Annotated in this window: 22 protein-coding genes and 1 pseudogene; 11 read left to right on the forward strand and 12 right to left on the reverse strand. The window is 72.4% G+C overall.

Annotated elements, in window-relative coordinates; genetic code table 11:
- Nucleotides 1-3 precede the first annotated feature (3 nt).
- Both ACFYOV_RS00110 and ACFYOV_RS00115 read left to right on the forward strand, forming a co-directional pair.
- A complete protein-coding gene (locus ACFYOV_RS00110) occupies nt 4-1,050 on the forward strand; it encodes a S66 peptidase family protein (RefSeq protein ID WP_389080748.1) in 1,047 nt (348 codons plus the stop codon).
- 90 nt (nt 1,051-1,140) lie between these two features.
- Nucleotides 1,141-2,448, forward strand: coding sequence for an MFS transporter (locus ACFYOV_RS00115; protein ID WP_389080752.1), 1,308 nt, complete (start codon nt 1,141-1,143; stop codon nt 2,446-2,448).
- A 102-nt stretch (nt 2,449-2,550) separates the two neighbouring features.
- On the opposite strand, the gene ACFYOV_RS00120 is transcribed toward ACFYOV_RS00115, so the two are convergent.
- The 5 genes from ACFYOV_RS00120 to ACFYOV_RS00140 form a co-directional block, all read right to left on the reverse strand.
- Complete coding sequence (locus ACFYOV_RS00120) at nt 2,551-3,552, reverse strand: TerC family protein (protein ID WP_389080754.1); 1,002 nt, start codon at nt 3,550-3,552, stop codon at nt 2,551-2,553.
- 298 nt (nt 3,553-3,850) lie between these two features.
- Complete coding sequence (locus tag ACFYOV_RS00125) at nt 3,851-5,860, reverse strand: TerD family protein (RefSeq protein ID WP_389080757.1); 2,010 nt, start codon at nt 5,858-5,860, stop codon at nt 3,851-3,853.
- An 89-nt stretch (nt 5,861-5,949) separates the two neighbouring features.
- Nucleotides 5,950-6,528, reverse strand: a complete 579-nt coding sequence (locus ACFYOV_RS00130) for a TerD family protein (RefSeq protein ID WP_389080759.1) — start codon at nt 6,526-6,528, stop codon at nt 5,950-5,952.
- Nucleotides 6,529-6,749: 221 nt separating this feature from the next.
- Complete coding sequence (gene uvrB / locus ACFYOV_RS00135; RefSeq protein WP_389080762.1) at nt 6,750-8,897, reverse strand: excinuclease ABC subunit UvrB; 2,148 nt, start codon at nt 8,895-8,897, stop codon at nt 6,750-6,752.
- A 40-nt stretch (nt 8,898-8,937) separates the two neighbouring features.
- The gene (locus ACFYOV_RS00140; protein WP_389080764.1) at nt 8,938-9,801 is read right to left on the reverse strand and encodes an MHYT domain-containing protein; all 864 of its coding nucleotides are present in this window, start codon (nt 9,799-9,801) and stop codon (nt 8,938-8,940) included.
- A gap of 285 nt (nt 9,802-10,086) precedes the next feature.
- Here ACFYOV_RS00140 and ACFYOV_RS00145 point away from each other — a divergent pair, with 285 nt between their 5' ends.
- Both ACFYOV_RS00145 and ACFYOV_RS00150 read left to right on the forward strand, forming a co-directional pair.
- A complete protein-coding gene (locus ACFYOV_RS00145) occupies nt 10,087-10,959 on the forward strand; it encodes a glycerophosphodiester phosphodiesterase (RefSeq protein ID WP_389080767.1) in 873 nt (290 codons plus the stop codon).
- An 84-nt stretch (nt 10,960-11,043) separates the two neighbouring features.
- Nucleotides 11,044-11,598 (forward strand): methylated-DNA--[protein]-cysteine S-methyltransferase, encoded by a 555-nt coding sequence (locus tag ACFYOV_RS00150; protein ID WP_389080769.1) that lies wholly within the window; start codon nt 11,044-11,046, stop codon nt 11,596-11,598.
- 37 nt (nt 11,599-11,635) lie between these two features.
- Here ACFYOV_RS00150 and ACFYOV_RS00155 read toward each other — a convergent pair whose 3' ends face one another.
- Nucleotides 11,636-12,064, reverse strand: coding sequence for a VOC family protein (locus ACFYOV_RS00155; protein ID WP_389080772.1), 429 nt, complete (start codon nt 12,062-12,064; stop codon nt 11,636-11,638).
- Between the two features lie 100 nt (nt 12,065-12,164).
- On the opposite strand from ACFYOV_RS00155, the gene ACFYOV_RS00160 reads away from it, so the two are divergent.
- Together ACFYOV_RS00160 and ACFYOV_RS00165 are read left to right on the forward strand one after the other, a co-directional pair.
- Nucleotides 12,165-13,073 carry a pseudouridine-5'-phosphate glycosidase gene (locus tag ACFYOV_RS00160; protein ID WP_389080774.1) on the forward strand — a complete coding sequence of 303 codons (909 nt, stop codon included), beginning with the start codon at nt 12,165-12,167 and terminating at the stop codon, nt 13,071-13,073.
- Between the two features lie 14 nt (nt 13,074-13,087).
- Nucleotides 13,088-14,017 carry a carbohydrate kinase family protein gene (locus ACFYOV_RS00165; protein WP_389082394.1) on the forward strand — a complete coding sequence of 310 codons (930 nt, stop codon included), beginning with the start codon at nt 13,088-13,090 and terminating at the stop codon, nt 14,015-14,017.
- 10 nt (nt 14,018-14,027) lie between these two features.
- Here ACFYOV_RS00165 and ACFYOV_RS00170 read toward each other — a convergent pair whose 3' ends face one another.
- Nucleotides 14,028-14,822 (reverse strand): SAM-dependent methyltransferase, encoded by a 795-nt coding sequence (locus tag ACFYOV_RS00170; RefSeq protein ID WP_389080777.1) that lies wholly within the window; start codon nt 14,820-14,822, stop codon nt 14,028-14,030.
- Nucleotides 14,823-15,235: 413 nt separating this feature from the next.
- Between ACFYOV_RS00170 and ACFYOV_RS00175 the strand changes: the two genes are divergently transcribed.
- Nucleotides 15,236-16,363, forward strand: a complete 1,128-nt coding sequence (locus tag ACFYOV_RS00175; RefSeq protein WP_389080780.1) for a magnesium and cobalt transport protein CorA — start codon at nt 15,236-15,238, stop codon at nt 16,361-16,363.
- A gap of 16 nt (nt 16,364-16,379) precedes the next feature.
- Here ACFYOV_RS00175 and ACFYOV_RS00180 read toward each other — a convergent pair whose 3' ends face one another.
- On the reverse strand, nt 16,380-16,808 hold the full coding sequence (locus ACFYOV_RS00180) for a CBS domain-containing protein (protein WP_389080782.1): 429 nt from the start codon (nt 16,806-16,808) through the stop codon (nt 16,380-16,382).
- A gap of 143 nt (nt 16,809-16,951) precedes the next feature.
- The gene (locus ACFYOV_RS00185) at nt 16,952-17,593 is read right to left on the reverse strand and encodes a uridine kinase (protein ID WP_389080785.1); all 642 of its coding nucleotides are present in this window, start codon (nt 17,591-17,593) and stop codon (nt 16,952-16,954) included.
- Between the two features lie 138 nt (nt 17,594-17,731).
- Between ACFYOV_RS00185 and ACFYOV_RS00190 the strand changes: the two genes are divergently transcribed.
- Nucleotides 17,732-18,430 (forward strand): DUF2293 domain-containing protein, encoded by a 699-nt coding sequence (locus tag ACFYOV_RS00190; protein ID WP_389080787.1) that lies wholly within the window; start codon nt 17,732-17,734, stop codon nt 18,428-18,430.
- A 267-nt stretch (nt 18,431-18,697) separates the two neighbouring features.
- Nucleotides 18,698-20,188, forward strand: coding sequence for a glutamate synthase subunit beta (locus tag ACFYOV_RS00195; RefSeq protein WP_389080790.1), 1,491 nt, complete (start codon nt 18,698-18,700; stop codon nt 20,186-20,188).
- 272 nt (nt 20,189-20,460) lie between these two features.
- On the opposite strand, the pseudogene ACFYOV_RS00200 reads toward ACFYOV_RS00195, so the two are convergent.
- The 3 genes and pseudogenes from ACFYOV_RS00200 to ACFYOV_RS00210 all read right to left on the reverse strand — a co-directional run.
- Nucleotides 20,461-21,110, reverse strand: a pseudogene (locus ACFYOV_RS00200) (SAM-dependent methyltransferase); the annotation flags it as partial.
- A 147-nt stretch (nt 21,111-21,257) separates the two neighbouring features.
- Nucleotides 21,258-21,533, reverse strand: coding sequence for a DUF397 domain-containing protein (locus ACFYOV_RS00205; protein WP_389080792.1), 276 nt, complete (start codon nt 21,531-21,533; stop codon nt 21,258-21,260).
- Nucleotides 21,534-22,394 carry a helix-turn-helix transcriptional regulator gene (locus tag ACFYOV_RS00210; protein WP_389080795.1) on the reverse strand — a complete coding sequence of 287 codons (861 nt, stop codon included), beginning with the start codon at nt 22,392-22,394 and terminating at the stop codon, nt 21,534-21,536.
- 223 nt (nt 22,395-22,617) lie between these two features.
- On the opposite strand from ACFYOV_RS00210, the gene ACFYOV_RS00215 reads away from it, so the two are divergent.
- Nucleotides 22,618-23,292, forward strand: a complete 675-nt coding sequence (locus ACFYOV_RS00215; RefSeq protein WP_389080797.1) for an ATP-binding protein — start codon at nt 22,618-22,620, stop codon at nt 23,290-23,292.
- The gene (locus ACFYOV_RS00220; protein ID WP_389080800.1) at nt 23,289-23,723 is read left to right on the forward strand and encodes a hypothetical protein; all 435 of its coding nucleotides are present in this window, start codon (nt 23,289-23,291) and stop codon (nt 23,721-23,723) included. The genes ACFYOV_RS00215 and ACFYOV_RS00220 overlap by 4 nt, the downstream gene beginning before the upstream one ends.
- Nucleotides 23,724-23,793 lie beyond the last annotated feature (70 nt).

Below are 23,793 nucleotides of genomic sequence, written 5' to 3' on the forward strand. Positions count from 1 at the left end.
GTCATGACGACGCCCGTGTACCCTCCCAAGCCCGCACCGGGTGACCGCATCGCCGTGATCTCCCCGTCCTCCGGACTGCCGGGACTCTTCCCGCTCCCCTTCGAGCTGGGCCTGGAGCGGCTGCGCAAGGAGTACGGGCTGGAGCCGGTCGAGTACCCGGCGACGCGCACCATGGGCTCGACGCCGCGCGAGCGCGCCGCCGACATCCACGCGGCGTTCGCCGACCCGGACGTCAAGGCGGTGATGGCGTCGACCGGCGGGGACGATCAGATCACCGTGCTGCCGCTGCTGGACCGGGAGTTCATCCGCGCCCACCCGAAGCCGTTCTTCGGGACGAGCGACAACGCCAATCTGCTCGCCTTCCTGCGCAACGCCGGGATCGTCGGCTACCACGGCGCGAGCGTCATGGTGGAGCTGGGCCGCCCCGGGGCCATGCACCCGCAGACCGCCGAGTCGCTGCGCGCTGCGCTGTTCACCACCGGCCCGTACGAGTTGCGCCCCGCCGAGCACTGGCGTGACGTCGACCGGGACTGGGCGGACCCGGCGACCTTCGACGCCGAGCCCGAAACCCGGCCCGGGACCGGCTGGGCCTGGGTGAACGCCGACCGGGTGGTCGAGGGCCGCACCTGGGGCGGCTGCCTGGAGATCGTCGCCTGGCTGCTGATGGCCGACCGGGAGGTGGCCCACGACCTGTCGGAGTACGACGGCGGCGTGCTCTTCCTGGAGACGTCGGAGGAGCTGCCGAGCGCCGAGGAGGTCTTCCGCACCCTGCGCGCCATGGGCGAGCGCGGTTTGCTCGGGCGCTTCTCGGCGCTGCTCATGGGCCGTCCGAAGACCTGGTCCTTCGAGCGGCCCCACAGCCCCGAGGAGGCCGCCGCCCACGCCACCGCACAGCGTGAGGCGGTGCTGCGCGCGATGCGTGTGTACGCGCCCGACACCACCATCGTCTTCGACGTGGACCTCGGCCACACCGATCCGCAACTGGTCATCCCTTACGGCGGTCTGGCCCGCGTCGACGGTCCCGCCCGGCGCATCACGGTCACCTACTGACCCGCACACCACCGCACGCCCCCGTAACAGTCCGTCATCGTGGGCCGTTGACGGTGTGTGCAGCAGGTACGCTCCGCGAAACCTCCGTCGATGTCCCGCCTGGCGACCGCCTCGCTCGCGGGCACGGCCATCGAGTTCTACGACTTCTTCGTCTACGGCACCGCCGCCGCCCTGGTCCTGGGGCCGCTGTTCTTCCCGACGTTCTCTCCGCTGGCGGGGACGCTGGCCGCCTTCGGCACGTTCGGCGTGGGCTTCCTGGCGCGCCCCCTCGGGTCCGTGCTGTTCGGGCACATCGGGGACCGGCACGGAAGGCGGCCGGTCCTCGTCGGCTCGCTGCTGCTGACCGGTGCCGCGACGGTCGCGGTCGGCTGTGTGCCGACGTACGACACGATCGGGGTCGCCGCTCCCCTGCTCCTGCTGCTCCTGCGCTTCCTCCAGGGGCTGGGTCTCGGCGGGGAGTGGGGCGGGGCGGTGCTGCTGACGGCGGAGCACGCGCCGCCCGAGCGGCGTGCGCTCTGGTCGAGTTTTCCGCAGGTCGGGCCTGCCCTGGGCTTTCTGCTCGCCAACGGGGTGGTGCTGGCGCTCTCGGCGGGTCTGTCCGGCGCGCAGTTCGCGCAGTGGGGGTGGCGGGTGCCGTTCTGGGCGGCCGGAGTGCTCGCGGTGGTGGGACTGTGGCTGCGGTCGTCGCTGGCGGAGAGCCCCCGGTTCCTGGAGATCGACGACCACGCGCGGGTGCCGTTCGCCGAGGTGGTCCGCGGTCACTGGCGGCTCGTCCTGCTGACCGGCGGGGCTCTCGCGGTGGGGTACGCGCTGTTCTACTCCGTGTCGACCTGGTCCCTGGCGTACGCGACGGAACGGCTGGGGGTGAGCCGCGGGACGGCGTTGACCTGCGTCATGGCGGCGGTGGCGGTGAAGGGGGCGCTCACCCCGCTGGTGGCGCTGCTCGGCGACCGGTTCGGCAGGAGACCGCTGTGCCTGGCGGGAAGCGCGGCGGCCGCCCTGTGGATGTTCCCGATGGTCGCCCTGCTTGCGACCGGGGAACCGCTGCCGATGTTCGTCGGCTTCCTCGGCGCCATGCTGGCGTTCATCACCATGTTCGCGGTGATCGCCGCGTACTTGCCGGAGCTGTACGAGCCGCGGGTCCGCTGCACCGGAGCAGCCGTGGGCTACAACCTGGGGGGTGTCGTGGGCGGTGCGCTCACCCCGATGGTGGCCACGGCGCTGGCCGAGCAAGGGGGCCGGGTGCCGTGGGGCGTGGGGGCGTATCTGACGGGGATCGCGCTGCTCAGCCTGGGCTGCTTCGCGCTGCTGCCCGAGACCCGCCCGGTGACGGCGGCGAAGGCGGCGGTTTCGGCGACCGCCGCGCCCGAGTCCTCCGAGGTCGGTCCGGCGGGTTGATCGGCGACTCCCGACCGGCCCCGGAGGGCCGGAGACCGGGAGCGGTCACCCGACGTCGCGCCGCGGTCCGCTCCCGGTACCGGCCTTCCGTGGACGGCGGGGTCACACTTCCAGGCTGTCCTTCTCGGAGCCCTCGCCCCGGTCCTCGGCCACCCCGGCCTCGGCCTGCTTCCTGGAGGCCCGCAGGCTGGTGATGGTGGTGATGACCAGGACGCCGCAGATCACCCCGAGCGAGACGGGGATGCTGATCTCCGGGACGTGCACCCCGGACTCGTGCAGCGCGTGCAGCACCAGCTTCACACCGATGAAGCCGAGGATGACCGACAGACCGTAGGAGAGGTGGACCAGCTTCTTCAGCAGGCCTCCGATGAGGAAGTACAGCTGCCTCAGGCCCATCAGCGCGAACGCGTTCGCGGTGAACACGATGTACGGGTCCTGGGTCAGTCCGAAGATCGCGGGGATCGAGTCCAGCGCGAAGAGCACGTCGGTGGTGCCGATGGCGAGCATCACGACCAGCATCGGGGTCATGACCCGCTTGCCGTTCTGCTGGATCCACAGTTTGGTGCCGTGGTAGCGGTCGGCCACGCCGAAGCGGCGCTCGGCGGCCTTGAGCAGCTTGTTCTCCTCGTACGCCTCGTCCTGCTCCTCGGCCCTGGCCTCCTGGACGAGCTTCCAGGCGGTGTAGATCAGGAAGGCACCGAAGATGTAGAACACCCAGGAGAAGCTGGCGATGATCGCGGCACCGGCGGCGATGAAGACGGCCCGCAGCACCAGGGCTATGAGGACACCGATCAGCAGCACCCGCTGCTGGTACTGCGACGGCACCGCGAACTTCACCATGATCAGGACGAAGACGAAGAGGTTGTCGACGCTCAGCGACTTCTCGGTGATGAAGCCGGCGAAGAACTCACCGGCGGGCTGCCCGCCGCCGAAGACGAGCAGGCCGAGCCCGAACAACACGGCCAGGACGATCCAGACGACGGTCCAGATCCCGGCTTCCTTGATGGATACGTCGTGCGGCTTGCGGCCGATGAAGAAGTCGACCGCGATCAGGGCGGCGAGGCCCACGATCGTCAAGACCCACAGGGTCATGGAAACATCCACTGCGCCTCCGGCAGATACGTCACACGTCACATGTCAGCGTCGTCGCTGCCGGAGGTCTCTTCCACCCGGGTCCCGGTCGCTCAGTGCGCCGACGGAAGCCCACGGGCCGACGCCCCGGGATCTGGCCTGATCCGTATTGACGGGGTCGCCGCACAGACAGGGAGTACTCCCCTCCGTGCCATGAACAGTACCCTCATCACCAAGGATTGGTAAAGAGCTGGGTAAAGGAAGGTAGAAAACCCCAGGTGAGAGGAGTTTCAAGGACGCTTGACGCGGGCCTTCGCGGAGGCGGTCACGGTCACCGGTTCCAGGCCCGGCGGGCCTCGGCGACCTGCGTAAGCACCTGCTGGAGGACCTGACTGCCGGGCGGCACCAGCGGCGGCTCGTACGTCCACGCGTGTCCGACCCAGGGATCGGCGAGGTGGTCGTCGGGCACCGGGGTCAGCCGCAGCAGTGAACGCCACAGCGGGTCGAGCAACGGCCCGTACCCGGCGGACTCCTCACGGTCGGCGACCATCATCAGGTGGACGCCGACCGAGGGCCCCTCGTCGGCGAGGTAGCGCAGCTGGTTCACGGCCCGGTCGTCGAAGCCGTGCGGGAAGTCGTTGACGATCAGCAGGTGCTGGGAGGTGTCGAAGCCGGGCGGCAGAGCGTCCGACGCGCCCCCGCGCAGCGCCATCTGCACCAGGTCGACCCGCTGGGTCAGCCGGCCCAGCACATCCGTCACACCGGCGGCGCCCTGGGCGGGCGGGCCCGCCAGCACCCCGCTGCCGACCAGCGGGGCCAGCGGCTGCGCACCCGACCCGGCCGGGTCGACGACGTGCACGGTGAACTCCCCCGCCGGATACACGGCGAGCAGCCTGGCGGCATGCGCCACGGCCGTCTCCATGGCGAGCCGGCGCATGTCGTGGGAGTCGGTGAACGATCCGTCGAGGGACCCGGCCCGCCCGCTGTCGATCCACAGCCCGCGCTCCAGCGGCAGCCGGAGCAGCATGGGAATGCGGATCCGGTCGGCCTCGGGCAGCCGCAGGTCGCCCAGGCGCAGGGCCATGGGTGTCTCCATCGGCACCCGGTAGGCGTGCCAGACGGGGTTGTCCCAGCGGGCGAAGGCGGGTGGCAGCGCCGGCTCGACGACTTCGGCCTCGGCGACGAGCTGGTCGAGGTCCCGGTCGAGAACCGCCCGGGCCTGGTCGACGAGCTGCGCGTGCCGCGCCCGGGCCGCCTCGCGCGCGGCGTCTCCCTGCCCGCCGATCCGGCTGCGCGGGTCGGACAGGAGCTGCTCGAGCTCCTTGTCCATGCGCGACTCCGCGAAGTCCACGGCGCTGCGGTAGGCGGCGGTGGTGCGGGCCAGGTCCTCGAACATGCCCCACACCTGGTTGTAGAGCCGCTCCTCCATGGACCAGCCGGTGGCGTCCCCGGCGACGGGGCGGGCGGTCTGGCCGGGCTGGGCCGGCGGTGCGGCCGGTGGCGGCGGGGGCGGGGCGGCGTTCTGCCGACGGGGGTGGCTGTAGTCGATCGGGCCGCCGGAGCCCGGCGCGGCCGGATCGCCCGCACCGGCGGTGTACGGCGACTGCGGGCCGTTCTGCCCCGGCACGCCGGTCGGCTGCCCGTCGTACGACGGCGTCGGGGATACGTGTCCGGGGGCGCCCTGGGGGGCGGTGCCGCCCTGGTCGGGGCCGACGGCGGGGGCGGTGGGCTGCCGGGAGCGGTCGCTGTCGGACGGGCGCGGCGGTGGTGCCTGCACGGAACGGGCGAGGCCCCGGGCCACCGCCTCGTGGATGCTCCCGGCGAGTTGCACGGCCTGCTCCAGGCCCTGGTCGGTGAGGAGTTCGGCGAGGCCGCCCGCGTAGCCCTGGCCGACGGCGCGCACCTTCCAGGCGCCCTGCCGACGGTAGAGCTCGAGGGCGACGACAGCCGTCTCGGCCTCCAGGCCGGTGATGGTGTAGCTGGCGACCTCCGCGCCGTCCAGGCCGGTGACGGCGACGAAGGGGGCGGCCGCGCCGCCGAAGCGGACGGGACCGCCGCCGCCCGGGGCGGGCAGGGCGAGCAGCACACTGACGCGGTGCACCGCTTCCGTCATGGCGTCCAGGTCCACCGCGAGACGGTGGTCGGCGGCCGCCTGCCGCGACACCTCCAGACCGGGCTGGGTGGGGGCGCCCGGATGGGCCACCCACTCCACCCCGTGGATCCGGCCGGTCTCGTCGCCGAGCGCGGCCACGGCCACGACCGGCGTGCCGGCCGAGATCCGGATCTCCAGACGGGACTGGGAGAGCGGGTGGTTCTGCCCCCGCACCAGCTCGGCCGTCATCGCCTTCGTCCCCCTGTGTCGCGTGTCGCGTGTGGTGTGTCGTGTGCCGCTCGCCGGGCCGGCCCCCGGCCGGGGGCCGGCCCGGATGTTCAGAGGACCGGCAGGATGGCAGGCATCAGGTCCTGGAACGTGCGGCCGTTGGCCGGGTTGCCGAGGGCCGTCATCGCCCAGCCGCCGCCCGAGCGGTGCACCTTGGCCATGATCTGGGCCGTGTAGGCACCGCCACCGGCCAGCGTGTAGCGGGCGAGCTCCTGACCGTTGGTCTCGTCGACGAGGCGGCAGAACGCGTTCTGGACCTCCTGGAAGGTCTGCCCCGTGAAGGAGTTCACGGTGAAGACGATCTGGTCGATGTGGACCGGGACGCGGGCGAGGTCGACGAGGATGGCCTCGTCGTCGCCGCCCTGGCCGACGCCGCCGACGAGGTTGTCGCCGGTGTGACGCACGGAGCCGTCGTCGCTCACCAGGTGGCGGAAGAAGACGACGTCGACCGGCTGCTTGTCGGCGAACAGGACGGCGGAGGCGTCCAGGTCGATCTCCCGGGTCCGCGAGCCGAACAGGCCGCGACGGGGAGCCGCCTGCCAGCCGAGACCCATGCGCACCGCGGTCAGGCTGCCGCCGTCGTTCTTCTGCAGACTGATGGCCTGACCCTTGGTCATGTTGACGGTCACGTGCTGATTCCCCTCTCGAACTGTCCCCTGTTGCCGCGAAGCCGCGGTTGACGAGAACCCTACGCAGGGGCACTGACAGTGACGTACCCAGGTCCGCACATTGTGGCGGTCTTGCAACACAGCGCTGCGGAGAGCCGGTTAGCGGCCCGCCCCGGGCGCCGGCCGAGGGTACGGACCGGCGCCGTCCGCACCGTCGGGGCGCCCGGCGACCGCCGGGGCCGTCAGGACAGTCCGGCCTCCTGCATCTGCCGCAGTTCCTTCTTCATCTCGGACACCTCGTCGCGCAGCCGTGCCGCGATCTCGAACTGGAGGTCCGCGGCGGCTGCGCGCATCCGCGCGGTGAGGTCATCGATCTGCTCGGCGAGCTCGGCGGCGGGCCGGTCGGTCGGGACCGCGCCGTCGGCCTTGCCCTTGGACCTGGTGCTCTTCGCACCCTTGGCCGCCTTGGTGCCGAGGGAGGGCACGGGCGCCTTGGTGCCCCCGCCGTCCTTCCTGGCCTTGCGGTAGCCGGAGCCGAGCAGCTGCTCGGTGTCGATGTCCTCGCGGGCGATCTGGGCGACGATGTCGTTGATCTTCTTGCGGAGCGGCTGGGGGTCGACACCGTTCGCCTGGTTGTACGCGACCTGCTTCTCCCGGCGGCGGTTGGTCTCGTCGATGGCCTTCTCCATCGCCGGGGTGATCTTGTCGGCGTACATGTGGACCTGACCGGAGACATTGCGCGCGGCACGGCCGATGGTCTGGATCAGCGAGGTGCCGGAGCGCAGGAAGCCCTCCTTGTCGGCGTCGAGGATCGCCACCAGGGACACCTCGGGCAGGTCCAGGCCCTCACGCAGCAGGTTGATGCCGACGAGGACGTCGAACTCGCCGCTGCGCAGTTCCCTGAGCAGTTCGACCCGGCGCAGGGTGTCGACGTCGCTGTGCAGGTAGCGCACCTGGATGCCGAGTTCCAGGAAGTAGTCGGTGAGGTCCTCGGCCATCTTCTTGGTGAGCGTGGTGACCAGGACCCGTTCGTCCTTCTCCACCCGGGTGCGGATCTCGTGCACCAGGTCGTCGATCTGGCCCTCGGTGGGCTTGACGACGACCTCGGGGTCGACGAGGCCGGTGGGGCGGATGATCTGCTCGACGACGCCCTGCGAGCGGGACAGTTCGTACTGGCCCGGGGTGGCCGACAGGTAGACGGTCTGCCCGATGCGCTCCTGGAACTCCTCCCACTTCAGCGGCCGGTTGTCCAGGGCGGAGGGCAGCCGGAAGCCGTGGTCGACCAGGGTGCGCTTGCGGGAGGCGTCGCCCTCGTACATCGCCCCGATCTGCGGCACGGTGACGTGGGACTCGTCGATGACCAGGAGAAAGTCGTCCGGGAAGTAGTCCAGCAGGGTGTTCGGCGGGGAGCCGGGCAGGCGTCCGTCGAAGTGCATCGAGTAGTTCTCCACGCCGGAGCAGGTGCCGATCTGGCGGAGCATCTCGATGTCGTAGGTGGTGCGCATGCGAAGCCGCTGGGCCTCCAGGAGCTTGCCCTGCTTCTCCAGTTCGGCGAGGCGCTCGGTCAGCTCCTTCTCGATGTCGTTGACGGCCCGCTCCATGCGCTCGGGACCGGCGACGTAGTGGGAGGCCGGGAAGACGTACAGCTGCTGGTCGTCGCTGATGATCTCGCCGGTGACGGGGTGGAGCGTGGACAGCGCCTCGATCTCGTCGCCGAACATCTCGATGCGGACGGCGAGCTCCTCGTAGACCGGGAAGATCTCGATGGTGTCCCCGCGGACGCGGAAGGTGCCGCGGCTGAACGCCATGTCGTTGCGCGTGTACTGAATGTCCACGAAGCGGCGCAGCAGTTCGTCCCGGTCAACCTCGTCGCCGACGCGGAGGGGGACCATGCGGTCCACGTACTCCTGCGGTGTGCCGAGTCCGTAGATGCAGGAGACCGAGGCGACCACGACGACGTCGCGGCGGGTGAGCAGCGAGTTGGTGGCGGAGTGCCGCAGCCGCTCGACCTCCTCGTTGATCGAGGAGTCCTTCTCGATGTAGGTGTCCGACTGCGGGACGTAGGCCTCGGGCTGGTAGTAGTCGTAGTACGAGACGAAGTACTCGACGGCGTTGTTGGGCAGCAGCTCGCGGAACTCGTTGGCCAGCTGCGCGGCCAGCGTCTTGTTCGGCGCCATGACCAGGGTGGGGCGCTGGAGCTTCTCGATCATCCACGCGGTGGTGGCGGACTTGCCGGTGCCGGTCGCCCCCAGGAGGACGACGTCCTTCTCCCCGGCCTCGATGCGCCGGGCGAGCTCGGCGATGGCCGCGGGCTGGTCGCCGCTGGGCTGGTAGGGGCTGACGACCTCGAAGGGCGCCACCGTGCGTTCGATGTGGGAAACGGGCCGCATGCCATCAACCGTACGACCCCCCACTGACAACGGGCCGGGATCAGCGCTTCTGCGGGGTGCGCGAGCGGGGTTCCACCGGCCCTCGGGTGCGCGGCCGCAGACGGGCGGGGGTGTGACGCACCCGGGTGCGGGCGGGGATGCCGGGCTGGTGCTCGGCGGCCGGGGGGACGGGCCTGCCCGTCAGCATCAGCGGGTCGGCCATCACCACGACGCCCGCCAGGACGAGGAAGGCGAGGGGGCCGATCAGCATGGGGGCGAGCAGGGAGGCCGCGGACTCACCCGAGGAGGGGGCCGCCGTGCCGTGCACCTGGACGCTGAGGGCGGTCATTCCGGTGTAGTGCATGCCGGTGACGGCGAGTCCCATGACCAGACTGGCGCCCACGCTCCACAGCGGGCCCCGGACCCGGCCGGCCGCCCACAGTGCCGCGGTGGCTGCGGCGACAGCGATCACCACGGACGCGGCGACGGTGAGGGTGTCGTACTCCAGCTGTCCGTCAAGACTCATGCTCGCCATGCCCAGGTAGTGCATCGACGCGATGCCCAGGCCGGTGATGGCGCCGCCGGTGAACAGGGCCGTCCCGGTCGGGCCCCGATGGCCGACGATGAAGATCCCGATGCCCACCATGACGACGGCGACGGCCAGGCTCGCGAAGGTCAGGGCCCGGTCGTAGTGGATCGGGGTCTCCCGGACGGTGAACCCCATCATGGCGATGAAGTGCATGGTCCATATGCCGGAGCCGATGGCGGCGGTGCCGAGCGCGAGCCACCAGGGGCGCCGCGACCGGGCGGCCACCATGGACCTGGTGGTGCAGCGCAGGCCCAGCGCGCCGCCGAGGCAGGCCATGAGGAAGGCCACCAGGGGTGTGACCGGGCCGTAGCTGAATCCGTCGACCGTGCCCTGCATGCGCGGCTGCCCTTCCCGCCCTGTGCGTCCTGGAATTTCCTGGATCAGCCCCCCTCCCAGGATCGCATCGGCGTCCAGGGTTGACGCAGAGAGTATGTCCCCCACCGCAATGGTCGAACGGCCATCCGGCAAAGAAACACGACCTTGCCGCAGTTGTGGGGCACCGGTGTGCGGAGTTGGGCGGGTGCCGTTCAGTCCGTGGCCATCCTGCGCCCCTCCCGTGTTGACCCTCTGCTGTCACATTTGTGCTGTCCGTGACTGCATCGATCGACGCGAGGAGTACGCATGCACGTGCGCGCCGTTGCCGCCTCGACCTCCGCGCTCCTGGGGAGCCTGCTTCTGTTCCCCACCTCTCCCGCCGGAGCCGCCGAGAGCGGCACCCCCCAGCCGCGGGTCATCGCCCACAGGGGCGCCTCCGCCTACGCGCCCGAGAACACCCTGGCGGCCGTCGACAAGGCGGCCGAGTTGGGCATCGACTGGGTGGAGAACGACGTCCAGCGCACCCGGGACGGGAAACTCGTCGTCCTCCACGACGCCACCCTGGCGCGCACCACCAATGTGGAGGAGCTCTTCCCCGGCCGCGAGCCGTGGCGGGTCGCCGACTTCACCTCCGCCGAGATCGCCCGCCTCGACGCGGGCAGCTGGTTCGGCGCCGCCTACGCGGGCGCGCGTGTGCCGACGCTGAAGCAGTACCTGCGGCGCGTCGAGGCGCATCACCAGAAGCTGCTGCTGGAGATCAAGAGCCCCCGGCTGTACCCCGGGATCGAGCGGCAGACTCTCAAGGTGCTCGCCAACGAGGGCTGGCTCGACCGGTCACATGTGCGCAAGCGGCTGATCGTGCAGAGCTTCGACGCCGGCACGGTGCGGACGGTGCACGAGCTCAAGCCCGCGGTGAAGACCGGCCTGCTCGGCACACCGGCCCTGGCCGACCTGCCCGGGTACGCCGCCTTCACGGATCAGATCAACCCCTCGCACGGCTCGCTCTCCACCGCCTACGTCGCCGCGGTGCACACGTTCGAGGGGCCGCACGGCAGGCCGCTGGAGGTCTCCACCTGGACGGTGAACGACGCCGACACCGCGCGGCGGGTGGCCGGGTACGGGGTCGACGGGATCATCACCGACAGGCCGGACGTGGTGCGGGACGCGGTGGGCGGCTGACGGGTCCGCCCCCCGCTGCACGGGCCCTCCCCCGGCGGCCTGCTACGAGCATCGATGTCAGTGGCGGGTCGTACGGTGGGGCGCATGGACAGCCATGGGCACTACGAGCAGCGGGTCGTGTGGGCCGTCGTCGGCACCGACATCGGCCCGCTGCTGCTCGCCGCGACCCGCGAGGGCCTGGTCAACGTCGTCTTCCACGCCACGGACGCGGTGCGCGACCGCGCGCTGGAGCGGCTGGCTTCCCGGCTCGGCACCGAGCCCGTCGAGGAGCCCGGCTCCCCGCTGCTGGCCGAGGCGATACGTCAGGTCCGGGCGTACTTCGCCGGTGAGCGCCGGGACTTCGATCTGCCGCTGGACTGGTCGCTGATCTCGGGCTTCAACCGGGAAGTCCTGCGCGCACTGGCCTCCGGCGTCCCGTTCGGCACGGTCGTCGGGTACGGCGATCTGGCCGGCCGTGTCGGCCAGCCGGGCGCCGCGCAGGCCGTGGGCACGGCGATGGGCGCCAACCCGTTGCCCGTCGTCGTGCCCTGCCACCGGGTGGTGGAGAGCGGAGGCGGCATCGGCGGGTTCGGGGGCGGGCTGGAGACCAAGCGGCGGCTGCTCGCCCTCGAGGGTGTGCTGCCCGAGCCGCTGTTCTGAGGTCATGTCCACGGGTGGGTCCGCCGGGGGTGCGCGGTCAGTCGTAGTGCCGTGCCTCGAACACGTTGCCGTCCGGGTCTCGGAAGTAGAAGCTGCGCCTGGCCGCGCCGCGGGCCCCGAAGGAGCCGTGGGAGAGTTCGGTGACGGGTACGGACCGGTCCCGGAGCCTGTCCAGGAGGGCCTCGAAGTCGCCGGCCGGCAGGGACAGGCAGACGTGGTTCACGGGGTGCCCGGAGCTCTCGGCGGCGCCGGGAAGCATGGTCATGCGTGCCGCCATGGTCAGCGGCATGAGGTCGAGAATGGTGTCCGCGTTGACGCGCACCGAGGGAAAGGGCGCCTTTCCCGCGGAGTACTCGGGAAGTCTGACCGGCTCCAGACCGACCGCCTTCTCGTAGAAGCCGGCGGCCGCGACGGGGTCGCGCACCCAGAGGACGACGTGATCGAGACGTGCTGTGTTGTCGGTCATGCGTCCCAGGCTCGTGATCTCCGTGATGCCGCGCAAGGGGTTTGGCCCGGTCCGCCGCCCGCCAGAGATGAGGGAAGGGCGACAGACAGGAGGCAGGCGCGTGGTGCTCATGGTGTCCGAAGAGGTGCGGGAGGCGCTCGCCGCGCGTCGGCCGGTGGTGGCCCTGGAGTCCACGATCATCGCGCACGGACTGCCGCGGCCGCGCAATCTGCGGGTGGCGCTCGAGCTGGAGGCGGCGGTACGGCGGGAGGGCGCCGTGCCCGCCACCGTCGCCGTGCTGGACGGGCGGCCCCGGGTCGGGCTCGACGAGGAGCAGGTGGAACGGGTCGCGAACGAGGAGGGGATCCGCAAACTGGGCCACCGCGACCTGCCCTTGGCGGTGGCCTCCGGGGCGAGCGGCGCGACGACGGTGTCGGCCACCGCGCGGCTGGCGGCGCTCGCGGGTCTGCGGGTGTTCGCGACCGGGGGGCTGGGCGGAGTACACCGGGAGTGGACGGTCTCCCAGGACGAGTCGGCCGACCTGGGGCTGCTGGCCCGTACCCGGATCACGGTGGTGTGCGCGGGCGTGAAGTCGATTCTGGACGTACCGGCGACACTCCAGCGGCTGGAGACGCTGGGGGTCGCGGTGGCCGGGTACGGCACCGACCGCTTTCCCGGCTTCTACCTGTCCGACTCGGGACACCCCGTCGACTGGCGCCTCGACACGCCGGAGCAGGTGGCCGACGTGATGCGGGCGCAGGACGCGCTCGGCGGGCCCGGATCGGCGCTGGTGGTGGCCAACCCGGTGCCCGAGGAGGAGCAGCTCGATCCCTCGCTGCACGCGCGCGTGCTCACCGAGGCACTGCACGCCTGCGAGGAGGAGGGCGTCACCGGGCAGGCGGTCACGCCGTTCCTGCTCGACTACGTGGTCCGGCACACCGACGGCGCCTCCCTCGAGGCGAACCTGGCGGCGGTGCGGGGCAATGCACGGCTGGCGGCCCGGATCGCGGCGGCCTGGGCCGGGGAGTGAAGGGCCGGGAGGTGATGGTGCGGGGAGGCGAGGGGCGCGCATCGGGCGGCGCGCTGCTGGTCGTCGGTGACGTCGTCACTGATGTCGTCGCCCGGCACCGGGGACCGCTCGCCCCGGGGACGGACACGGCGGCGACGATCCGGACGGTGCCCGGCGGGGCGGGCGCCAACGTGGCCTGCTGGGCCGCGTGGCGGGGTGGTGCCGAGGTACGCCTGCTGGGGCGGGTGGGCGCGGAAGCGGCGGCCTGGCACGAACGGGAGCTGGCCGCCTGCGGGGTGCGTCCGCTCCTGGTCGTCGACGACGAGGCACCGACCGGGACGGTGATCTGTCTCGTCGACGAGGCCGCCTCGGCGGAGCGGACGTTCCTCACCGACAGCGGGGCGTCGCTGCGGCTCGGCCCCGGTGACTGGTCGGACGCGCTGCTGGAGGGCGTGGAGCGGCTGCATCTGTCGGGGTATCTGCTGTTCACCGGGTGCAGCCGGGACTTCGTGGCGGCGGCCGTGCGCTCGGCACGCGCGCATGGGGTGCCGGTGAGCCTGGATCCGGCGTCGGCGGGTTTCCTCACGGACCTGGGCACCGACCGGTTCCTGGCGCTCGTCGAGGGCGTGGACGTCCTGCTGCCCAGCCGGGACGAGGCGTGCCTGCTCACGGGGCTCTCCGACGTGGCGGAGGCGGCGGCGCGGCTGAGCCGGCACGTCCCGCTGGTGGTGGCCAAGCAGGGCGCGCGGGGTGCGCTGGTGGCGCGGGACGGGGTGGTGTGCGCCTGCGTGCCCGCGGTGGCGGCGGATCCCCGGGACACCACGGGCGCCGGTGACGCCTTCACGGGCGCGTTCCTCGCGGCCCTCCTCTCGGGTGCCGGGATCGAGGAGGCGACGGCGGAGGGATGCCGGGCGGGTGCGCGAGCGGTGGAGGTGACGGGAGGCCGTCCGCCGCCCGGCCGGTGAGGCTCCTGCGCTACCTCTTGCGGCCCCACGCCGAGATCATCGGGGCGGTCGCCAGGTCGAGGGTGCCGGCGGCGACACGGGCGAGGTGGTCGTCGATCTCCCGGTCGCCGGCGATGCCCGCGCTGACGAGCCGGTCGCGGGCCAGGCTGATGGTGGCGGCCTCCAGAGCGGCGCAGTCGGGCGAGGCAAGGGGAAAGTACGCGTCGGCCCGCACCCTGCTCAGGCCGCACTGCCGCAGCAGGCGCGGGAGCCTGCGGCCGTGTGCCAGGTCGGTCCCGCGGTCGGCGAGGAGGCCACGCAGGCCGTGCCGGAGGCGGTTGGCGAGCTGCTGCTCGGGGCCGTACTCGTCGGGGCAGACCAGGGGCTGGAGAGCGGGGTCGGTGTCCTCGACCAGGAGGTGTCCGCCCGGGCGCAGGGCGGCGGCCATCGACCGCAGCGCCCTTTCCCGGTCCGTCGGTCCGACGAGCGGGAGCCGGGCGTACACCAGGTCGAGCCCCCGGGCGGGCGGCTCCTCGGTGTCGATGTCGTGGACGCGCACCTCCACGGGGGAGCGGTCGGCCGGTGCGAGCCGGGCGGTGTCGGTGGCGGTCGCGAGGACCTGTCCGGTCGGGCCCACCCGCTTGGCCAGCCAGGCCACCACGGAGGTGCCGGCGGCACCTGCCTCCCAGCAACGCCAGCCCGGTCCGACGCCGAACGCCTCGAGATGCCGGAACGTCGTGGGGTCGAAGAGCGCGGCGAAGGCGTCGAGGCGCTGCGTCGCCTCGGTGTGCCGGTGGTCGAGCTGGTACCCGTCGGTTCGCGTCATGCCGCGATCATCCCAGTTGCCCGGCTTGTCCGCAGTTGCTGACGCTCCCGGCCGACGCGGTACGGGGTGCGTACGGCGGCCGATGTGAAGCCCCAGGGGGCGACGTACGACGGCCCACGTGCAGCCCCGGGCGAGGCGACACAGGGTCCGGGCACGGTACGACGGCCCGGGCCCCGGGCGAAGCACGGCGGCACGAACCGGGACGGCCCACGGGCGCAGAACCGCGGGGCCCCGGCGGGCGTCGAAACCCTCGAACGACTGGCCCGGTGACGGGCGAACTCGTCGTCCACAGCCGGGAACCAACCGGAATGGTCCGTTTCCACAGGCCGGCACGCGGCTCGCGCCGGCCTGGCAGACTGGCGCGCCAGGGCCCGGGAGACGGCAGTCCGGGCACGGGGGAACCAGCGAGCCGGATGTCCATGGCAGGGAATGTGCGGAAGGTGACGAGCCTCGGCGGGGTGAGCGGCCTGCGCCGGGTGGCCCGCCTGGCGCGCCGGCGTCCGCGCGTCGATCTGAGCCACCCGGCCCGCTCCCCGCTGGGCTCCTCGGTGGTCAACTGCGTGACGTACCGGGACGGGGTCCGCTCGACCGCGCGCGGGGATCTTCTGGACTCCGTCCAGCGGGTGCGCCGGAGCGGCGAGGGCTTCGTCTGGCTGGGCCTGCACGAGCCGACCAACCAGGAGTTCGCGGGCATCGCCGAGCTGTTCGACCTGCACCCGCTGGCCGTCGAGGACGCCGTCGAGGCCCACCAGCGCCCCAAGCTGGAGCGGTACGGGGAGACGCTGTTCGCGGTGTTCAAGACGGTCTGCTATGTGGAGCACGAGGAACTCACGGCCACGAGTGAGGTGGTGAACACCGGCGAGATCATGGTGTTCGTCGGCGAGGACTTCGTGATCACCGTGCGGCACGGGCGGCACGGTTCGCTGGGACCACTGCGCGAGGAGCTGGAGTCCGACCCCGAGCAGCTCGCGAAGGGACCGTCGACGGTGCTGCACGCGATCGCGGACCTGGTGGTCGACGACTACCTGACCGTCATCGACTCGGTCCAGGAGGACATGGACGAGGTGGAGACGGCCGTGTTCGCGGAGCACGGGGCGCGCGTCGACCCGGGCCGGATCTACCAGCTCAAGCGGGAACTGCTGGAGCTCAAGCGGGCGGTGGTGCCCCTCGGCCGGCCGCTGGAGGAACTCGCCACACGTCCGATCCGGGTGGTCGCACCGGAGATACAGGCGTACTTCCGGGACGTGTCGGACCACCTGCTGCGGGCTAAGGAGCAGCTCTCGGCCTTCGACGAACTGCTCAACTCCATCCTCCAGGCGCACCTCGCGCAGGTCACGGTCGCGCAGAACTCGGACATGCGCAAGATCACCGCCTGGGCGGCGATCGTGGCGGTGCCCACCATGGTCTGCGGGATGTACGGGATGAACTTCGACCACATGCCGGAGCTGCACTGGCGGTACGGCTACGGCATGGTGATCGGCGTGATATCCGTCGCCTGCCTGGTGTTGTATCGGGGGTTCCGGCGCAGCGGCTGGCTCTGACGGCGGGCGGGCCGGGTCAGCCTTCCGGGGTCCTGGCGTAGACGTTCTCGGCCCAGGTCGCGATCTGCTTGTCCGTCAGATGCCGGGCGAGGTCCGACTCGCTGATCATGCCGACCAGGCGCTTGTTCTCGATGACGGGGAGCCTGCGGATCCGGTGCGTCTGCATCTCCCGGAGGACCTCCGTGACATCGGCGTCGGACTCGATCCAGCGCGGTGTGCCCCTGGCCAGGTCGCCCGCGGTGACCCGGGCGGGATCGTGGCCCATGGCGACGCAGCCGACGACGATGTCACGGTCGGTGAGGATGCCGCAGAGCCGTTCGTCCTCGTCGCTGATGGGCAGGGCGCCGACGTTCAGTTCCCGCATCAACTGGGCTGCCCGGTCGAGGGTTTCGTGGGCGGGGATCCACTGGGCGCCGCGGTGCATGATGTCTCCGGCGGTGGTCATGGAGTACCTCCCGTGGGCCGGACGGCGGGCGCGGCGCCGGGTGCACCGCGCGTGACGACGCCCTTCATTGTCACCGCGCCGTCCGGCACCCGCATGCGCAGAGGCCTCGGGCTTCCGGCGGCCGCGCCCTCTCCCCGGTGGCCTCAGCCGCGCCACGCGGGACGGCGCGGATCGTCGGCCCGCACCAGCACGTCGGCCGCGCCCACCGGGTCGGTCTCCTGCTCGTAGCGCTCGAAGGCGGGGAGGGTCCAGTGCTCGCTCTCGGGCGTGCGGCGGCGCAGGGCTCCCGGGGAGAGGAGGACGTGGACGGTGAGATCGAAGGGGAACCAGTGACGCAGGAGGAGGGGACCGTGCAGCAACAGCACGCCGCCGGGCGGAAGAGGGATGTAGGGGCTGCGGGTGGCGCGGTCGGTGACCGGGTCCCACAGGTCGGGCAGGACCCGCCCGCTGCCGCCCGGTTCGAGGGGGCCGAACACCTCGCGCCACAGGGCGCCGGTGTCGTACCAGCCACCGTAGTAGGACTCGACGTCCTCGTGTCCGTACTCGAGACGCAGCGAGGCGGGACGCAGGAAGCCCTCCGTGCCCACGACCAACGAGGAGCGGCCGCGGACGCGCAGCGCCTCGGCGAGGCGCTCGGCCAGGTCTCCCGGACGGGCCGCCGGCGCACCGTCTACGGCGACCCGCGGCCAGGGACCGCCGTCGGCCGTCTTCAGCTCCCGTACGCGCTCGGCGAGGAGATCGCCGAGCCGGTCCCAGGTGATCGCCTCGAGTCGCACACGGCCCATGATGCGCCCGTGGCCGGCCGACGTGATGCGCAATCGCTGCAGTCCGCGGCCGCAGCCGTTGGGTCGTCCGGCCGCGGCAAGGGCCGGGACGACGGCCGGTGCGTTGGGCGGCGCCCCGGCGAGGGGAAGGAACACTCCATGGGTCCCCGCCCGACTCCCGCTTCGTACACCGGACTTGTCGTCCTCCAACCGATCAGGAGGCGTCACTGTGCCGTGTGCCGCCGCGGTCCGCTTCCGTTGCTGGTCGTCGAGGACGGAGCGCCGCGCTGTCTCGGCTGCGCGGACCTGGGGCATCTGGTCCTCCTGCCGCGGGGCGACACCGCGCTCACGCGCAGAGCGCGGGAGGAGAGTTCGCTGTCGGCGGTGGTAGTGCGGTTCAACCGGCGCAGGGGCCGGTACGAGCGGCAGGGGCTCCTGGTCGAGGAGGAAGCGCTCGTCCGGGCAGAGCGGCGGTGCCTCGCGGACGCCGAGGCACGACGGCGGCGCAGGGCGCGGGACGCGCGGCGCCGGGCGGCGGACGACGCCCGGTTCGCGGAGGCGTTCGCGGCGGAGATACGGAGGCTGTACCCCGGTTGTCCGGCCGAGCGCGCGAGGACGGTCGCCGAGCACGCCTCGGCGCGGGGCAGCGGCCGGGTGGGCCGCAGCGCGGCAGGGCGTGCGCTGTCCGAGGCAGCGGTCGTCTCGGCGGTCGTGGCGTCCGTACGGCATGTGGACACGCCCTACGACCGGCTGCTGATGAGCGGGGTGCCGCGCCACGAGGCACGTCGGCGGATCGCGGCGGCCGTGGAGTCGGTGCTGCGGGAGTGGACCCGGGCGGAGGCGGGGTCCGCCGGGTGACGCGGCGGCCCATGGGGGCGTACACGCGAGGTACGTCCGGCCCACGTGCGCGAGGGGACACCATGGGACCACGTGCTCGCCCCCGGCCTCGGCCGGTCGGCGCCGACCTGGGCTCCGGCCCTCGCCCGGCACGGGCACCGGTGGTCCCGGCCCGTGAGCAGGCGCTGTCCGGCGCCCTGCGGAGGTGCGTACGGGGACGTATCGTGGCCGGAGGAGTGCCGCCCGACGACGCACGGCCTGCCACCCGCGCACGCAAGGAAGACGGCCATGGCCGACCCCAAGGGTTTCCTCAACACCCCCCGCCAGGACTGGCCGCGCAGGCCCGTCGAGGAGCGGGTCCGGGACTGGGACGAGGTTTATGTCCCCGGGGCGCTGCTGCCCCTGGTGGCGGCGCAGGCCGACCGCTGCATGGACTGCGGCATCCCCTTCTGTCACGACGCCTGCCCCCTGGGGAACCTGATCCCCGAGTGGAACAACCTGGTGTCCCGCGAGGACTGGCGCGCGGCGGCGGACCGGCTGCACGCAACCAACAACTTCCCGGAGTTCACCGGCCGGCTGTGCCCGGCGCCGTGCGAGGCGGGGTGTGTGCTCGCCATCAACCAGCCGGCCGTCACCATCAAGAACGTGGAGTGCGCCGTCGCCGACCGGGCCTGGGAGGAGGGCTTCGCACCGCCGGCCCCGCCGGACCGGCTGTCCGGCCGGACGGTCGCGGTGATCGGCTCGGGCCCCACCGGTCTGGCCGCGGCCCAGCAGCTCACCCGGGCGGGCCACACGGTCGCCGTGTACGAGCGGGACGACCGGATCGGCGGTCTGATGCGCTACGGCATCCCCGAGTTCAAGATGGAGAAGCGGCACCTGGAGCGGCGCATCGCGCAGATGCGCGCCGAGGGGACGAGGTTCCGTACGTCGACGACGGTCGGGCGGGACCTGGACGCCGCGGAGCTGCGGGCGCGCTACGACGCGGTGGTGATCGCCACGGGAGCGACGGCGTGGCGGGAACTCCCGCTACCGGGGCGCGAGCTGAGGGGCGTTCACCAGGCGATGGAGTACCTTCCCCAGGCCAACCGGGTCTGCGAGGGCGATCTGGACCGGTCCCCGTTGTCGGCGGCCGGCCGGCACGTCGTCGTCGTGGGCGGGGGCGACACGGGGGCGGACTGTCTGGGCACGGCCGTGCGGGAGGGCGCCGCCTCCGTGACGCAGCTCGACATCTACGCGCAGCCGGGGGCCGAACGGGACGAGGACACCGAGCCCTGGCCGACGTACCCGAAGCTGTACCGGCTGTCCGCCGCGCACGAGGAGGCCCGCGAGCTGCGCACCGCTCCGGCGGCGGACGCGGACGCGCGGTTGTTCGCGGCGTCCACGCTGCGCCTGACCGGCGACGCGGAGGGGCACGTGCGGGCACTGCACCTGGTCGGGGTGGATGCCGAGCGGCGCCCCCTGCCGGGTACCGAGCGGACGCTGCCCGCCGATCTCGTCCTGCTGGCCCTGGGCTTCTCCGGTCCCGACCGCGGGGACGGGCTGATCGACCGGCTCGGACTGGCGCTGGATCCCCGGGGCACGATCGCGCGGGACGCGGACTTCGCCACGAACGTGCCCGGCGTGTTCGCGGCCGGGGACGCGGCGCGGGGCCAGTCGCTCATCGTCTGGGCGATCGCGGAGGGCCGGGCGGTGGCGGCGGCCGTCGACCGCCACCTGACCGGTGGCACGACCCGCCTCCCGGCCCCCATCGGGCCGTACGACCGCCCCATGACGGCGTGACCCCCCGGCGGCGTGACGGCACGATGACGGCGCGACGAACCAGGCCGCGTGACCGCGCAGTGACGGCGCGGGCAACCCGGCGGCGTGACCGCGCGGCCGGCGGCCGTCATGGGCCGTCACGACGGGCAGGGCGGAGAACCGGCAGCGGTCCGCCGTGTGCCACGGCCGGACCGCCGCCGTGCGAGCGGTGGCGGAACGCGGGGCGCGCCCGCCCCACCGCCGGCCGTGCTGCTTCTGTGGCTCGCCCCCGCGAGACACGGGGGGCACGGCTGCGGCTTGCGCTCCACCGCCCCGTACCCCGTGATCACCCCGTCGTCCTGACCGGGCACCGGCTCCCCCAGTTCCGGGTGCCACCGGTGGGGCACCGCGACGCCGGGGTCGACCAGGTCGAGGCCGCCGAAGAAGCGGGTGAACTCCTCGCGGGAGCGCACGGCCAGGGCGACGCCGGTGACCTCGAGCTTCTCGGTGGCCGCCGCGGACTCCCCGGGCGTGAAGTCGGCGGTCGCGTGGGTGACGACCAGGTGGCTGCCGGAGGGCAGGGCGGACAGCAGCCGCCCGCCAGGTCGTGCGCGCCGTCGTCGTCGGGGACGAAGTGCAGCAGCGCGACGAGGTACGGCGCGACCGGCTGCGTGAAGTCGAGGATCTTCCGCACTGCCTCCAGAAGGCCGTCCGGCTCGCGCACACGGTCGGCCTGGAAGTACTCCGTCACCCCCTCCTCCGTGCCCCGCAGCAGGGCCGCCGCGTGCGCCGGCACGATGGGGTCGTTGTCGCAGTGGACGACGCGCGCGTCGGGCGCGGTCTCTTGCGCGACCTGGTGCAGGTTGGGCTCGGTGGGGATGCCTGTACCGATGTCGAGAAATTGCCGTATGCCCTGGCCGGCGAGCCAGCCGGTGGGGCGGATCATGAACGCGCGGTTCACCGTCGGCTGGTGTCGATCTCGACGGGTTGCCGCCCGGCCAAGTGGGACTCCGTAAGTCTCTGCGACTGTCGGGGCTCAACGCAGTGCCGAATTCGGAGTGGTCGAGGCTCGTGACAGACCCGGGGAACCGAACGGCAGGGGCAACAGGACTCAGGACAGCAGGAAATCCGCCTCTCCGGCCTTCGCGCCCTCGATGAAGGCCGTCATCTCGGCCGAGGTGTAGATGAGCGCCGGCCCGTCCGGGTCGGTGGACTGGCGTACGGCGATCCGGCCGTCGGCGAGCTTCATGGCCTCCAGGCAGTTGCCCCCGTTGCCGCCGCTCCACGGTTTGTGCCAGCCCTCGCTGCCCAGCTCCCGGGCGGGCATGCCGTTGTAGATCCGCTCGGTGCGGACCCGCGTCCTGCCCTGGGGTTCGATGGGATCCATTCACAGCTCCTTGCGGAGATCCCGGAGGATCTCCTTCGTGCGATGTGCCGAAGCGGCCTGCGCCGCCATGCGGTCCATGACCTCGAGGTGGGTCGCCACCTCGGTGCGCGCGTCCAGGTAGACGGCGCCGGTCAGGTACTCGCTGTAGACCATGTCCGGCAGTTCGGGCATGGCGAATCGGAACAGCACGAACGGCCCGTACGTACCGGGGTGCGGCCCGCCGGCGAACGGGGCGACCTGCAAGGTCACGTGGGTCAGCTTCGTGGCGTCGAGCAGCTTGTCGATCTGGGCACGCATCACCTCCGGACCGCCGACCGGGCGGCGCAGCACGGTCTCGTCCATCACGACCCACAGCCGGGGCGCGTCCTTACGGGTGAGCAGTTCCTGCCGTTGCATGCGCAGGGCGACGTGGCGCTCGATCTCCTCGGGCTGCGTCTGCCCGATGGCTCCCGAGCGCAGTACTCCGCGCGCGTAGTCCTCGGTCTGGAGCAGCCCGGGGACGAAGTGGGGCTCGTAGCTGCGGATGAGGGAGGCCGCGCCCTCGAGGCTGACGTACATGGAGAACCAGCCGGGCAGGATGTCGTGGAAGCGCTGCCACCAGCCGGGGCGGTTGGCCTCCTCGGCAAGCTGGACGAAGGCGTCGGCCTCCTCGTCGCTCACGCCGTACGCCTTCAGCAGCAGCTGGAGGTACGGGATCTTGAGCGCGACCTCGGCCATCTCCATACGGCGGACCGTGGCGGGGGCGACGCGCAGGATGCGGGCGGCTTCCTCGCGCTTGAGCCCGGCGCGTTCCCGCAGGTCCAGCAGGCGCCGACCGAGGACGACCTGCCCGACGGTCGGCGCGGACCGCGGCTCGCTCACGCTCCACCTCCAACGAAAAGTTTCCCGACAGCCCGGCGGCGCCATTCGAAGACCTATTCGAATCCTCGTTCGACCGAGTATGTGTACGAACGGGGATTCGGCGATCTCAATTGGCGCCGCGCGAGGTGCTGTTGCGAGCAGTGTGCCATGCTCGTGCAGACCGTAAAACAGCACTCTGCATTTTTCAGAGTGACACTTGCCAAGTGTTCACGGCGGGGCGATAGTGGCAAGCGTGATTCCGTCCGCGCCCTTAGGAACAGACGCCGCCGCGGCCCCGTCCGGCCTCGGCGCCTCGTCGGCAGCCGGCCCCGTGGGGGCTGCCGCCGAGCGCCGGTTCCGTTTCGAACTGGCCGCACATCCGGGTTCCCCCGCCCAGGCCAGACGCCTGACGAGGGCCCGGCTGACCGGCTGGTCGGTGTGCGAGGACACCTGCGACTCCGCCGCCCTGGTCGTCTCCGAACTGGTCACCAACGCCATCGTGCACACGGCGAGCACACAGATCGTCTGCGAGCTGCACGACGGCGACAACCTGCTGCGCATCGCCGTGGGGGACCAGGGGTGCGCCCCGGGCCGGCCGCGTGCGAACACCCGGCCGCGGCCGGAGGAGGAGCACGGCAGGGGCCTGCTGCTCGTCGACGCCCTGTGCCACTCCTGGGGTGCGCACGAGCACGGCCCCGGGCTGCTGGTCTGGGCCGAGCTGCCCCGCAGGGCCGACACCCCGCACGACCCGGCGGAACCGCGCGACGACCTCGGGTGGGGTGCCCGCCCGAAGCCGGGCTCGAGCGACGGCCCGGGTGACGGCGGGCGCGAGGACGAGGAGCCCGACCACCTGCACCGCCCGCTCCGGAGCCCGGACGGGCTCCCGCACCAGCACGGTCGGGACCGGGGGCGGGCATGACCGGTGCCGGCGCCCCGGTACTGAACCTCGACACGCTGGTCCACCTCCGGCGGGGGCTGCGCGTCCCCGCCCCGCTCCGGCGGCGGCTGCCGGTGCCCGACGGGATGAGGGCCCCGATGGGCTGCGACGCGGTGGCGCTGCCCGCCCGGTTCGGCCCCCTGGTGATGCCCCGGCTCCCCCGGGTGGGCTGTGTCTACGCCGACGAGGCGCACTGGTGGTGGCTGGTCCCGTCCGACTCGGACTACGCCCTGGAGTGGCCCGCGCCCGCGCGCTACGCGGCCGGCGCGGTGCTGCTGGGCGCCCCGGACCTTCCCGGCCTGATCCACCGCCCCGACGGGATGCTTCCGTACACGCCGCCGATACCGCTCTACCTCGCCCTGTGCGGACTGACGGGCACGACACCGGCCTGGTCGCGTCCGGTCCGCGCATAAGCGGGCCCCGCGTCCCGCGGGGCCGTCGGCAGCACCCGGCCCCGCGCCGGGACACCGCCCCCACGTGCGC

Origin of the sequence: Streptomyces sp. NPDC005931 (genome assembly GCF_042871235.1) — a bacterium.
GTDB lineage: Bacteria > Actinomycetota > Actinomycetes > Streptomycetales > Streptomycetaceae > Streptomyces.